Here is a 12,213-nt window from a genome sequence, read left to right on the forward strand (position 1 = left end):
AAAAAACTACTGCTTAGTGCCTACAATATTAGTTTTTGTACCAGTAATTACACTTGGGGTATTGGCTCCAAATGCTGTGGGAGTATTTGTTCCGGCAGCATTATTAGAAGTTTCTAGTCTTAAAGTTGCAGTTCCTGCTGATCCTGTGGCTGTGGAAAATTTACCAAATGCAGCAACTTGTCCGCTGCCCGCAGCATTTACGTTAAAAGTGCTAGCTAAAGGAGTAACAGTTGATCCACTAACTGTTCCACTAGCTCCTGTTAATGTTGGTCCAGTCGAATTATATAAGCTTGTTTGTGTTTGGTTTAAAAGTGAGCCAGCTGTTGTTACGCCTGTTTTGTTTGTAATTTGAAAATTTGTTTCTTGATTTAAAGCTGCTGTTACAGTTTTTGCATAAGTTGCAGTGCTTTTGAAACTAAAGTTCGTAGTTCCAGTATTTGCTCCTGCTTGAGTTGTGAAGTTTCCAGAATAAACGCTTGTTACACTTCTAGTTCCAAAATTAATTGCAGTAACATCTTTAAAAGTTCCTGCAGTAAATATTGTTCCTGTAGCGACGCTCATAGTTACGTTTCCACTGTCATATTTATACGTACCAGTATTAAAAAGAGAATTTGAAACTGGAGTAACTATCTTTGGAGCTGCTACAGATGCAAGTGTTACAACTGGTGTTTTATTTGCATTTGATGAGGCGCTGGAAATTGTAGTTGCGCTTGCACTATTTAGGCTAGTAGCCGCTACTACGTTTTTAGCAATTGTATCTACTATTTGTTGTTGTTTAGACTGTCCTAAAACACTTGATGTTAAATTTTTATCAGCAGATACTTTTGTAGCCGAACTAACTGCTGCTCTTGCTTCTAATCTTTGTTGAAATAACTTTAATTCAGAAGCTGGTATTGGTACTGGGGCTGACGGCGATACGTTCGCACTCATCTGCGTAAAATTGTAAGGTTTATTAACTAAAACTGAACCCAATGCATTACTTACTTCAATTGATCCAGGTCTTAGCCCTGCGGAATTATTAGGTCCAGGACCGATAAGTAAAACTTTACTTTGACCATTATCAACTGTTGCCTGAAATTCTGTTCCTCGTGATCCAATAGTTCCGGCTGGAATTTTGATTTCTAAATTGGCTGGATTTTTTTCACTTACTCCACCAGTTAGCACTCTCATGCTACCACTTTTTATTGTTGATAATATTTTTCCATTTTGAGATTTTTTATCATAAACAAATTCATCAATTTTAATTTCGGAATTAGACCCAACTGACATAACAGTTTCATCTAATAACATAATTTGTGAGTTTGAATTACTCTTTACAATAATACTATCACCAAAATAAATCTTATCCCCCGTAGAAAGTTTTTTTCCGTCTTGGTTATAAACCTCACCAACAGCAGCAGAAATAACACCTACTGAAGATTTTTCAGCAGCTATTAATAAGCTCGAAAAGAAACTAAAAAAAATAATTAGTAATATTTTATTAAAAAGATTTTTGTGCATAATCAATATATTCGCCTATGTTAAACCTTTTCGTAACTCCAAAAGTTAAATACTTTTGTTTAGTGCTGTAGTTTTGTACTGTAGAATTTACATCATTAATTTTATAATCGCTATAGAAAAACCAATTGCCATCTTTATCTATATTATCAAATCCAGGGATAATATTATTAATTTGACCACTAAAAGATACATCATAAACGCGAGGTTTGTCAGTTCTTTCTATAGTTGAGTTAATATCTTCATCTATATGATGATAAGCATTATTTTCTCTATCTGCTTGAAATTTAAGTATGCCGACAGGAAAAATATGACTGTATGAAACACTGATTCCTTTATTCGTATATGAGTTGAAAGAAGCTCCAGCTTCAACATCTTTAACGTAAAGTTTTACATTAAATAAATCTTTTGGAGTTAAAATAAAATCATTACCTAAATGCACTCCTTGAGTTTTATTACTTTTATAGTCTGCGTAGACTGCTAAGTCGGAAGGTTTTTGATTGTAATTGGTATGTGAAAGAACAAATCCATAATTAAGACTGTTTTGATTATTAAGAATATATTTATTATTCATTCCTACCAATTTTATATTTAAGTCAGGTTGAGCTCTATAATTTTGTCTATTATAAGAAAAGTAAGGAAGCAAAATATTATTCCCCAAAGACTTACTGTAACTTAAAGTGCTTGAAGACAAGTCGTAATCATCATGAAAAGAATTTCTTTCAGTATTAAGCGTTAAAGAAGTATTTAAATTTATTGTAGTATTTTCATCAATATTATTTCCAATAGTTAATGATGCTGTCTTCGCATAAGTCATATCTCTTCGAATGGTTCCATCGGCATTAGGATATTCGATATCAGCGTTATAAAAATATCCAGTTTTTGATATTGCCTCGATGTTGGAATTGTTTGTTTGGCTATAACCTAAATCAAGAAAAGAATACCATCCTTTATTAATTTTTTGTCCCAAAGCTAACTGTTGATCTTTATTATCTTTTGCTAACTGATCTCTTTTTTTTATTGTTTTGTCCAAATATTCTTTCATATCTGCTGAAAGATTAGGATTTTTTTTCATCTCCTCAATAATTTCTAGAACTTTATCATTAGAATCTGTTTTAGTTAAAACGGATAATAAATATAATTTTAAATCTGTATTCTGCGGATATAATAAATTTAATCTTTCTAACGCAGCAATTGTAGATTTAAGCTTACCCGCCTCTTCTTGTTGTTTTGCGTATTCTAAGTTTAACTTAAGATCGCCAGGGTTATTTAAAACTTGTTCAAGTGTTATTTCTGAATAAGCATTTCCATTAACTAGAAAAATTACTACAGAAACTATAAAAATTTTCAAAATATTCATTAGCAAATTAATACATTAATAAGACTTCTTTTTTATATGACGTTTTGTCTCCTTTAAAGAAAAATTTGATTAATTATAAAAATTAAATCTATTAAACTGCTAAATGAATCAAGGCTTTTTTAGAATAATAACAATTAAATTTTTTGAACCAATGTCTGCAAATCTTTTATTGCAAATTTTTTTTGATTATGCTGCCTTAATAAATAAGCAGGATGAAAAGTAGTTAAAATATTAAAATAGGAATTAATAATTTTTATAATTTTCCACTTACCCCTTACTTCGCTTAATGGACCTACATGATTTAACAAAGCTGTTGCTGCAGTGGCCCCGAGTAATAATATGCATTTTGGTTTTATAATTTCTATATGCTTAAATAATAGCTTTTTAAATTCATTAATTTCTTTAGGTGTAGGTTTTCTATTTTTATCAGGTCTATAATTTACTACATTAGTTATATAAACTTTTGATCTATCTAAATTGACAGTTTCCAAAAGATTATCCAAAATTTTTCCTGCCCTACCAACAAAAGGTTTTTGCAATTTATCTTCTGTTCTTCCTGGCGCCTCCCCCACTATCATTACTTTTGCATCTTTATTTCCGTCTGAAAAAACTAAATTTTTTGCAGGAAAATTTTTATTGAGTTTTAAAATTAATTTTTTTAACTTGGATAATTCTTGATCTTTTTGCATTATGAGTTTTTAATTTTTTTAATAATGCTTTCTAAAATTTTCTTACAAGATTGAATTCTTTTTTTAGAGTAGCCTCTGATGACAAGAGCAACCCCTACTTTTCCCGATTGAAAAAATGGATAACTTCCGAGACTTAAATCTTTAAATTTTTTTTGCAACAAGCCAAGCTCTTTTCCTATCTTACTCTCGGGTAAACCCGCCTGAACAGTTTCGCTATATACCTTCTGACCTCCGGCAATTAATTGCTCTAATGAATACATCATTGATTGCAGAATAACTGGTACCCCGGGTAAAACAAAAACGTTCTTAATATAAAAACCAGGAGCAGAACTTGATGGATTATAAATTAATCCGGCGCCCCTTGGCATCTTTGCCATTTTTTTTCTTGCTTCATTAAAATAAGAATTTTCATAGTGTCTTTCTAAGATTTCATAAGCCTCTTTGTTGTATTCGTATTTTTTTTTAAGCGCCTTCGAGATTGAAGAGGCTGTAATATCATCATGGGTTGGCCCGATACCACCCGTGGTAAACAAATAATTGTATTTTTTTCTTAATAAATTTACTGAAGATATAATTGTATTCAAATCATCAGGAATAATTCTAACTTCTTTTAATTGAATTCCTCTTTCATTAAGCCATTTAGCAAGGAATGAAGTATTAGCATCTTGTGTTCTGCCAGATAAAATTTCATCCCCTATTATTAAAATAGCAGCAAAAACTTTTTTTTTTTTATTTTGTGTAGACATCTAAATGATATTAATACTTTTAATGAAATTTAACACCCCATTAATTAAAACAAAATTTATAAAAAGATACAAAAGATTCTTTGTTGACTTGCTATTAAATAAAAAAATTGTCACCGCACATTGTGCAAACTCTGGATCTATGATTGGCCTCCTCAATGAAGGAGAAAACGCATGGGTTTCTGAATCGAAAAACAAAGAAAGAAAACTTAAATATACCTTAGAAATTTTAGAACATGACAAACAAATGATTGGTGTTAACACACACTCAACAAATAAAATCGTAGAAGAAGCACTAATTAATAAAAAAATAAAAGAACTTGCTAATTTTGATCAAATTAAAAGAGAAGTAAAATTTAATGACAATACTAGATTTGATTTTTTAGTTTCTAATAAAAAAGAGCAAACTTTCATAGAAGTTAAAAATGTTACCTTAAAAAGAGAAAAGGATTATGCGGAGTTTCCTGACGCACCAACTACTAGAGGTCAAAAACATTTATTGGAACTTATTGATGCTATAAAAAAAAATTACAAAGCTTATTTAATATTCTTAGTACAAAGAGAAGATTGTAATTTCTTTAAAATATCTAAAGATATTGACGAAAAATACTATGAATATTTAATACAAGCTAAAAAAAAAGGTGTTAATTTTTTATGCTATTCCAGTAAAATAACCGATAAAGAAATAATACTTAACAAAAAAATAGAGATTAAATTTTGATGAAAATAGAAAAAGAAGAATCTTATTCTGTTAAAATATATAATGATGCAGATTTTAAGGGTTTAAAAAAAGCCGGCGAACTTGCAGCACGTGCTTTGGACTATGTAGAAAAACTTATCAAGCCAGGTGTTAAAACTGATTTTATAGATAAAACTGCAAATCAATATTTAAATGATCATGGAGCGTTTTCTGCTCCGCTTTTTTATAGAGGTTATCCAAAATCAATTTGCACCTCTATTAATCATGTAGTTTGTCATGGAATTCCAAATGATAAAATTTTGAATGAAGGTGATATTATCAATATAGATATAACTGCAATTCTTGACGGGTATTATGGCGATACTAGCAAAACATTTTCGGTTGGAAAAATTCCTATAAAAGCAGAAAGGCTTATTAAAATAACTTATGAAAGCATGATGGAAGGCATTAAAGTTTTAAAGCCGGGAATTACTTTGGGTGATATTGGGTTTGCTATTCAATCTTATGCTGAAGCTCGTGGTTGTTCTGTTGTTAGAGATTTTTGCGGCCATGGAGTTGGTAAACAATTTCATGAAGAGCCTAATATTTTGCACTACGGAAAAAAAGGTGAAGGAATGAAGATAAAAAAAGGCATGGTTTTTACAATTGAACCCATGATTAACTTAGGTGAATATCATACTAAAGTATTGCAGGACGGTTGGACTGCCGTTACAAAAGATAAATCGTTATCGGCACAATTTGAACATACTGTTGGTATAACTAATAATGGATACGAAATTTTTACTTTATAATAAAATAGTGTTAATGGATTATAACGTATCTAAATGATCTCAAGATATTCACGCGAAAAAATTGCAAAAATCTGGCAACCTGAAAATAAATATAAAATATGGTTGGATATTGAAATTTATGCAGCTGAAGCTATGGAAAAATTTAAAATTATTCCAAAAGGCATTGCTAAAGAAATAAGAAAAAAAGCTAAAATTAATCCAAAACGAATTGATCAGATCGAAAAAAAAGTAAAACACGACGTAATTGCATTTCTTACTTCAATAACAGAAAAAGTTGGTCAAAAAGCAAAATTCTTACACCAAGGAATGACTTCTTCCGATGTGTTAGATACCTGCTTTAATATTCAATTATACCAATCAGGACAAATTATTTTAAAAGATTTAGAAGAACTTTTAAGAATACTAAAAGCAAAATCTATTAAATATAAAAAAACAGTTTGCGTTGGAAGAAGCCATGGAATTCATGCTGAACCAGTAACTTTTGGATTAAAGCTTCTTACTTATTATGCTGAATTTAAGAGAAATAAAAAAAGAATGGAGCAAGCAATTAATGAAATTTCAACTTGCGCAATCTCAGGGGCCGTTGGAACTTTTGCGCATATAAACCCTGGCATTGAACAATATGTAGCAAAAAAACTTAAATTTAAAGCAGAGCCAATCTCAACCCAGGTTATTCCGAGAGATCGTCATGCTTATTTTTTTAGTGTCCTTGCGATAATTGCATCTTCCGCTGAAAGACTAGCTACAGAAATAAGACACTTGCAAAGAACTGAAGTTTTAGAAGTAGAAGAATATTTTTCCGCAGGACAAAAAGGCTCTTCTGCAATGCCTCATAAAAGAAATCCAGTTCTGTCTGAAAACATTACCGGACTTGCAAGATTAATTAGAAGCTACGCTTATCCAGCCTTAGAGAATGTAGTATTGTGGCACGAAAGAGATATTAGCCACTCAAGTGTTGAAAGGAATATTGGTCCTGATGCAACTGTTACATTGGATTTTGTTTTAGCAAGATTATCTAATGTAATTAAAAATCTAATTGTTTATCCAAAAAATATGCAAAAAAATTTAGAAAAATTTAATGGCCTCATCTTTTCCCAAAATGTTTTATTAAAATTAACTCAAAAAGGCATGACTAGAGAACTTGCTTATAAAGTTGTTCAAAAAAATGCCATGAAAACATGGACTTCTAATGAAAGTTTTTTTGACAATCTAAATAATAACAAACAGATTAGATCTAAATTATCCACAGACGATCTTAAAAAACTATTCAACATGAATTCTCATTTAAGATACATTAACTCTATCTACGGAAGAGTATTTAAAAGCTAATGGCTAGAGGAAAACAAATATACGAAGGTAAAGCCAAAATATTGTATGAAGGTCCTGAAAAAGGAACTTTAATCCAATATTTTAAAGACGATGCAACAGCTTTTAATAATAAAAAAAAAGCAATCATAGATGGTAAAGGGGTTTTGAATAATAGAATTTCAGAATTCTTATTGTCTCAGTTAAATCAAATCGGAATTAAAACGCATTTTATAAAAAGATTAAATATGCGTGAACAACTTATTAAATCGTTAGAAATTATTCCAATAGAAGTTGTGGTAAGAAACATTGCTGCAGGAACTTTATCAACTAGACTTGGAATTAGCGAAGGAACAGATCTTAATAAGCCTCTCTTAGAGTTTTATTATAAAAACGATGAACTTGGGGATCCATTAGTAAATGAAAATCATATTCTTAGTTTAAACTGGGCAACTCAAAGTGAATTAATACATATTTCAGAACAGGCTTTAAGAATTAATGATTTCTTAATTGGCATGTTTAGAGGAATTGGAATTAAGCTTGTTGATTTTAAGTTAGAGTTTGGAAGACAGTGGAATGGTGATGAGGCTGAAATTTTTTTAGCTGACGAAATTAGTCCAGACACATGCAGATTATGGGATGTTAAAGATGAAAGAAAATTAGACAAAGACAGATTTAGAAAAGATCTAGGTGGATTAGTTGAGGCTTACCAAGAAGTTGCTCGCAGACTTGGAATCATGCCAGAAGGTTCAAATATCAAAGAAATCAAAACAGGTATTTCGAAAAATTTAACTACTTTAAAGAAAAAATAAAAACTTGAAATTACAAGTCATTGTTACATTAAAACAAGATGTGTTAGATCCTCAGGGCTCTGCAATAAAAAGTTCTCTGTCTAACATGGGATTTAAAAATATCGAAAAATTAAGACAGGGAAAAACATTCGAGATAACTATAAAAGAAAAGAATGAAAAAGTTGCTCTTTCTAAAGCTAAAGAAATGTGTGAAAAACTTTTAGCAAACATGACGATTGAGGACTATTCAGTAAAAGCTATTAAAGAATGAAAGCCAGCGTCATTGTTTTTCCTGGCTCAAATTGCGATCGCGACATAAAAATCTCTCTTCAAAAATTTGACATAAAAACATCGATGGTTTGGCATGCTGATGTTAAACTTCCCAAATCAGATCTTGTAGTTCTTCCTGGGGGTTTTTCTTACGGCGATTATTTAAGATGTGGAAGCATTGCTTCTAAATCAAGAATTATGAAAGAAGTGATTAGCCATTCGAAAAAAGGTGGGCTGGTAATGGGTATATGTAATGGCTTTCAAGTTCTTGTTGAATCAGGATTGTTACCTGGCGTTTTAATAAGAAATATTAATCTTAAATTTATTTGTAGAAATATAACTGTGAAAGTAACGAATAATAAAACAAATTTTACATCTAAAGCTAGAAGAAATTCTGTACTTGAGATTCCGATTGCACATAATGAGGGAAACTATTTTGCTAGCAAAGATTTAATCAGTCAGCTTGAAGATAATAACCAGATTGTGCTTCAGTATTGTGATGCAACTGGAAATATTAACGAGCAATCAAATCCTAACGGATCAATGAAAAATATTGCTGGAATTATAAATAAAAAAGGAAATGTGTTTGGTCTTATGCCTCACCCGGAAAGAGCCGCTGACAGTCTTTTGGGTGGAATAGATGGTTCTTTAATTTTCAAATCTCTAAAATAATTATGCAAGAAGTTAATCAGGAACTCGCGATTAAACACGGTCTAACAGTTGGAGAATATAATAAAATTATTGAACTTATGGGTAGAAATCCAAACTTAGTAGAGCTTGGAATTTTTTCAGCAATGTGGAATGAGCACTGCTCTTATAAGTCTTCAAGAATATGGCTTCAGACTTTGCCTACGAAAAACAAATATGTAATCCAAGGTCCTGGTGAAAACGCAGGGGTTGTTGATTTTGGTGATGGTGATGTTGTTATTTTTAAAATAGAAAGCCACAACCACCCTTCTTATATTGAGCCTTATCAAGGCGCCGCAACTGGTGTTGGTGGTATATTAAGAGACGTTTTTACCATGGGAGCAAGACCTGTGGCTAATTTAAACTCTATAAGATTTGGCTCTCCTAACCATGAAAAAACAAAATACTTATTAAACGGTGTTGTCTCTGGAATTGGTGGATACGGAAACTGCATTGGTGTTCCAACCGTGGGTGGCGAGACTGAATTTGACGAATGTTACAATGGAAATATTTTAGTGAACGCTATGAATGTAGGTATCGCTAAAAAAAATAAAGTATTTTACTCAATTGCAAGCGGAGTGGGAAATCCAGTTGTTTATGTTGGTTCCAAAACAGGCAGAGATGGAATTCATGGGGCTACTATGGCTTCAGCCGAATTTGATGAGGATTCTGAATCAAAAAAACCAACGGTTCAAGTTGGAGACCCTTTTACTGAAAAATTATTATTAGAAGCTTGTTTAGAGTTAATGCAAAAAAAATCTATCGTTTCAATTCAAGATATGGGTGCCGCAGGTCTTACTTCTTCCTCGATAGAAATGGCCTCAAAAGGAGATCTTGGCATTAAAATCAATTTAAATTTAATTCCTTGTAGAGAAAATAATATGACTCCTTATGAAATAATGCTCTCAGAAAGTCAGGAGCGAATGTTAATAGTTTTAAAAAAAGGAAAAGAAAATGAAGCTAAAAAAATATTTGAAAAATGGGGATTAGATTTTGCAATCATTGGAAGACTTACCAATACAAAGAAACTTGAACTTGAATTTAATAAAAGAATTGTATGCAGTATTCCAATTCATTCTCTTGGTGATAACGCTCCTAAATACAAAAGAGAATATATTACTTATAACTATCCAAAATCGATTAATCACAATTCTGAGATTGACAAACTAGATATTAAAGATTCTTTACTCAAAATTTTATCTCATCCAAATTATTCAAATAAGTCATGGGTGTGGGAACAATATGATCATATGGTTATGGCTGACACTATTCAAAAACCCGGTGGCGATTCAGCTGTTGTTCGGTATCACGGGAAAAATAAAGGAATAGCAGCTACAGTTGATTGTGTGCCAAGATATTGTAAAGCCCATCCTAAATCTGGTGCAATGCAAGCAGTATGTGAAACTTGGAGAAATTTAATTTCAGTTGGAGCTCAACCTATTGCTATTACTAATTGTCTCAATTTTGGAAATCCAGAAAAAAAAGAAATTATGGGACAATTTGTAGATAGCATTAACGGAATGAAAGAAGCTTGCGAAGCTTTGGATTACCCGGTGATATCTGGAAACGTTTCTTTATATAACGAAACAAATAGTGTTGCCATTTATCCAACTCCAACCATTGGAGGCGTTGGCCTTTTAAAGAATATTAATAATATGATGACATATAATTTTAAAGATTCAGAAAACATTATTGCAGTTATTGGTGAGACATCAGGACATTTAAGTCAAAGTGCTTTAATTTATGATATTATTGGTAATAAAGAAGGTCCTCCTCCACAAATTAATCTAAAGGAAGAGAAGAAAAACGGTCTTTTCGTGAGTGAATTAATTAAAAATAAATTAGTAAATGCAGTTCATGATATCTCTCATGGAGGCATCATAATAACATTAGCTGAAATGTGTATGGCGTCTAATATTGGTGCAAAAATTAAGGTATTAGGGTCTAACACAGACAAAATCAAATATTTATTCTCTGAAGATCAGGCAAGATATTTGATTGAGATTAGTAAAAAGAATTTAGAAAAAATAAAAAAAATTGCAGTTACTAAAAATATTAAGATAGATTTTATCGGGAAAACACAGAGTGAAATATTTGAAATAGAAAATAATCTAAGAATTAGTGTTAAAGAATTAAAGACAAATAATGAAAGTTGGTTTAAAAACTATAATAAAATTTAATTATGGCAATCAAACAAGAAGAAATTCATAAACTTTTAAAAGAAGGTTTCCCGGAAGCTGATATTGAAATTAGTGATTTAGCTGGAGACGACAATCACTTTGCTGCTAAAATCAAGTCTTCAAGATTTAAAGGGAAAACTAGAGTTCAGCAACACCAAATGGTATATGCTTCACTCAAAGGAAAAATGGGAAATGAATTGCACGCATTAGCGCTAACAACTGAGGAAAAATAATATGACAACAATTAATGATAAAATAAAAGATATTATAAATAAAAATGACGTAGTCCTGTTTATGAAAGGCACTCCTGAAATGCCACAATGTGGATTTTCAATGACAGTCTGTAATATTTTAAAAGAATTAAAAGTAAAATTTAACGGCATAAATGTTTTGGCGGATCCTGAAATTAGACAAGGCATTAAAGATTTTAGTAACTGGCCAACTGTGCCTCAACTTTTTGTTAAAGGAGAATTTATTGGTGGCTGTGATATCGCTAAGGAAATGTATGAAAAAGGCGAATTACAAAAAATAATAAAATAAAAAATTATTATCGAGAGTAATACTCGACAACTAATTTAGGTTCCATTTGCACAGGATATGGAATTTGATCGTACTTTGGAACTCTAGTAAATTCTGCAGTCATTTTTTTATGGTCAGCTACGATATAATCGGGAACTTCTCTTTCTTTGCTTTGCGTTGCACCAATAATTGGAATTGATTGTTTAAAAGAATCTTTTATTTCCACCACATCATTTTCAGATACTAAATAACTAGAAATATTTACTTTCTTGCCATTTACTTTTACTTTTCCATGATTAATAATTTGTCTTGCTGCAAATACAGTGATTGCAAACTTTGCTCTGTAGATAACGGCGTCCAATCTTCTTTCTAATAAACCAACTAAATTTTCTCCTGTGTCACCTTTTTTCTTATAAGCTTTTCTAAAAAGATTTCTAAATTGTCTCTCGCTCATATTGCCGTAATAACTTTTTAATTTTTGTTTAGCTTGCAATTGAATATTGTAATCTGAAGGCTTGCCTTTGTTTCTTTGCCCGTGTTGTCCTGGACGATAGGCTCTAGTGTTGAAAGGACTTTTAGGTCTTCCCCAAAGGTTTACACCCAGTCGTCTATCAACTTTGTGAGTAGAATTTAATCTTTTTGTCATATTTAAAAGTGCCCTGTTATAATAACCCTCATTCT

The 12,213-nt window shown here is 31.3% G+C and carries 14 protein-coding genes; 9 read left to right on the forward strand and 5 right to left on the reverse strand.

Annotation, left to right across the window (positions count from 1 at the left end; genetic code table 11):
- Positions 1-6 precede the first annotated feature (6 nt).
- The 4 genes from AC8IG9_RS04665 to AC8IG9_RS04680 form a co-directional block, all read right to left on the reverse strand.
- Positions 7-1,500: a FecR family protein gene (locus AC8IG9_RS04665; protein WP_507425642.1), complete on the reverse strand. Its 1,494-nt coding sequence runs from the start codon at positions 1,498-1,500 to the stop codon at positions 7-9.
- On the reverse strand, positions 1,481-2,857 hold the full coding sequence (locus AC8IG9_RS04670) for a tetratricopeptide repeat protein (RefSeq protein ID WP_507425643.1): 1,377 nt from the start codon (positions 2,855-2,857) through the stop codon (positions 1,481-1,483). Before AC8IG9_RS04670 ends, AC8IG9_RS04665 begins: the two co-directional genes overlap by 20 nt.
- Before the next feature lie 134 nt (positions 2,858-2,991).
- Entirely contained in the window at positions 2,992-3,546 is a 555-nt protein-coding gene (locus tag AC8IG9_RS04675; RefSeq protein WP_507425644.1) for a uracil-DNA glycosylase, read from the reverse strand.
- The gene (locus AC8IG9_RS04680; protein WP_507425645.1) at positions 3,546-4,292 is read right to left on the reverse strand and encodes a competence/damage-inducible protein A; all 747 of its coding nucleotides are present in this window, start codon (positions 4,290-4,292) and stop codon (positions 3,546-3,548) included. Before AC8IG9_RS04680 ends, AC8IG9_RS04675 begins: the two co-directional genes overlap by 1 nt.
- A 22-nt stretch (positions 4,293-4,314) precedes the next feature.
- Here AC8IG9_RS04680 and sfsA point away from each other — a divergent pair, with 22 nt between their 5' ends.
- Genes sfsA through grxD form a run of 9 tightly spaced genes read left to right on the forward strand, consistent with a single transcriptional unit; the run spans position 4,315 to position 11,553 of the window.
- Positions 4,315-5,010: a DNA/RNA nuclease SfsA gene (gene sfsA, locus AC8IG9_RS04685; RefSeq protein ID WP_507425646.1), complete on the forward strand. Its 696-nt coding sequence runs from the start codon at positions 4,315-4,317 to the stop codon at positions 5,008-5,010.
- Positions 5,010-5,780, forward strand: a complete 771-nt coding sequence (map, locus tag AC8IG9_RS04690; RefSeq protein WP_507425647.1) for a type I methionyl aminopeptidase — start codon at positions 5,010-5,012, stop codon at positions 5,778-5,780. The genes sfsA and map overlap by 1 nt, the downstream gene beginning before the upstream one ends.
- 33 nt (positions 5,781-5,813) lie before the next feature.
- A complete protein-coding gene (gene purB, locus AC8IG9_RS04695) occupies positions 5,814-7,109 on the forward strand; it encodes an adenylosuccinate lyase (protein ID WP_507425648.1) in 1,296 nt (431 codons plus the stop codon).
- A complete protein-coding gene (gene purC, locus AC8IG9_RS04700) occupies positions 7,109-7,897 on the forward strand; it encodes a phosphoribosylaminoimidazolesuccinocarboxamide synthase (protein WP_507425649.1) in 789 nt (262 codons plus the stop codon). The genes purB and purC overlap by 1 nt, the downstream gene beginning before the upstream one ends.
- Positions 7,898-7,901: 4 nt before the next feature.
- Positions 7,902-8,147 carry a phosphoribosylformylglycinamidine synthase subunit PurS gene (gene purS / locus AC8IG9_RS04705; protein ID WP_507425650.1) on the forward strand — a complete coding sequence of 82 codons (246 nt, stop codon included), beginning with the start codon at positions 7,902-7,904 and terminating at the stop codon, positions 8,145-8,147.
- Positions 8,144-8,818 (forward strand): phosphoribosylformylglycinamidine synthase subunit PurQ, encoded by a 675-nt coding sequence (gene purQ, locus AC8IG9_RS04710; RefSeq protein ID WP_507425651.1) that lies wholly within the window; start codon positions 8,144-8,146, stop codon positions 8,816-8,818. The genes purS and purQ overlap by 4 nt, the downstream gene beginning before the upstream one ends.
- Before the next feature lie 2 nt (positions 8,819-8,820).
- Positions 8,821-11,013 (forward strand): phosphoribosylformylglycinamidine synthase subunit PurL, encoded by a 2,193-nt coding sequence (gene purL, locus AC8IG9_RS04715; RefSeq protein ID WP_507425652.1) that lies wholly within the window; start codon positions 8,821-8,823, stop codon positions 11,011-11,013.
- 2 nt (positions 11,014-11,015) lie between these two features.
- Positions 11,016-11,246 carry a BolA/IbaG family iron-sulfur metabolism protein gene (locus AC8IG9_RS04720; RefSeq protein WP_507425653.1) on the forward strand — a complete coding sequence of 77 codons (231 nt, stop codon included), beginning with the start codon at positions 11,016-11,018 and terminating at the stop codon, positions 11,244-11,246.
- Between the two features lies 1 nt (position 11,247).
- Positions 11,248-11,553 carry a Grx4 family monothiol glutaredoxin gene (gene grxD / locus AC8IG9_RS04725; RefSeq protein WP_507425654.1) on the forward strand — a complete coding sequence of 102 codons (306 nt, stop codon included), beginning with the start codon at positions 11,248-11,250 and terminating at the stop codon, positions 11,551-11,553.
- Between the two features lie 7 nt (positions 11,554-11,560).
- Here the strand turns inward: grxD and rpsD are convergent, their stop codons facing one another.
- The gene (gene rpsD, locus AC8IG9_RS04730; protein ID WP_507425655.1) at positions 11,561-12,178 is read right to left on the reverse strand and encodes a 30S ribosomal protein S4; all 618 of its coding nucleotides are present in this window, start codon (positions 12,176-12,178) and stop codon (positions 11,561-11,563) included.
- Positions 12,179-12,213 lie beyond the last annotated feature (35 nt).

It is taken from the genome of Candidatus Allofontibacter sp. (assembly GCF_040404065.1).
In the GTDB taxonomy this organism is placed as follows: Bacteria; Pseudomonadota; Alphaproteobacteria; order Pelagibacterales; family Pelagibacteraceae; genus Fontibacterium.

What these genes read in the sequence shown, in the direction of transcription:
- AC8IG9_RS04665 (WP_507425642.1), bottom strand. Translation starts at nt 1,500, where the DNA reads ATGCACAAAAATCTTTTTAATAAAATATTACTAATTATTTTTTTTAGT.
- AC8IG9_RS04670 (WP_507425643.1), bottom strand. Translation starts at nt 2,857, where the DNA reads ATGAATATTTTGAAAATTTTTATAGTTTCTGTAGTAATTTTTCTAGTT.
- AC8IG9_RS04675 (WP_507425644.1), bottom strand. Translation starts at nt 3,546, where the DNA reads ATGCAAAAAGATCAAGAATTATCCAAGTTAAAAAAATTAATTTTAAAA.
- AC8IG9_RS04680 (WP_507425645.1), bottom strand. Translation starts at nt 4,292, where the DNA reads ATGTCTACACAAAATAAAAAAAAAAAAGTTTTTGCTGCTATTTTAATA.
- sfsA (WP_507425646.1), top strand. Translation starts at nt 4,315, where the DNA reads ATGAAATTTAACACCCCATTAATTAAAACAAAATTTATAAAAAGATAC.
- map (WP_507425647.1), top strand. Translation starts at nt 5,010, where the DNA reads ATGAAAATAGAAAAAGAAGAATCTTATTCTGTTAAAATATATAATGAT.
- purB (WP_507425648.1), top strand. Translation starts at nt 5,814, where the DNA reads ATGATCTCAAGATATTCACGCGAAAAAATTGCAAAAATCTGGCAACCT.
- purC (WP_507425649.1), top strand. Translation starts at nt 7,109, where the DNA reads ATGGCTAGAGGAAAACAAATATACGAAGGTAAAGCCAAAATATTGTAT.
- purQ (WP_507425651.1), top strand. Translation starts at nt 8,144, where the DNA reads ATGAAAGCCAGCGTCATTGTTTTTCCTGGCTCAAATTGCGATCGCGAC.
- purL (WP_507425652.1), top strand. Translation starts at nt 8,821, where the DNA reads ATGCAAGAAGTTAATCAGGAACTCGCGATTAAACACGGTCTAACAGTT.
- AC8IG9_RS04720 (WP_507425653.1), top strand. Translation starts at nt 11,016, where the DNA reads ATGGCAATCAAACAAGAAGAAATTCATAAACTTTTAAAAGAAGGTTTC.
- grxD (WP_507425654.1), top strand. Translation starts at nt 11,248, where the DNA reads ATGACAACAATTAATGATAAAATAAAAGATATTATAAATAAAAATGAC.
- rpsD (WP_507425655.1), bottom strand. Translation starts at nt 12,178, where the DNA reads ATGACAAAAAGATTAAATTCTACTCACAAAGTTGATAGACGACTGGGT.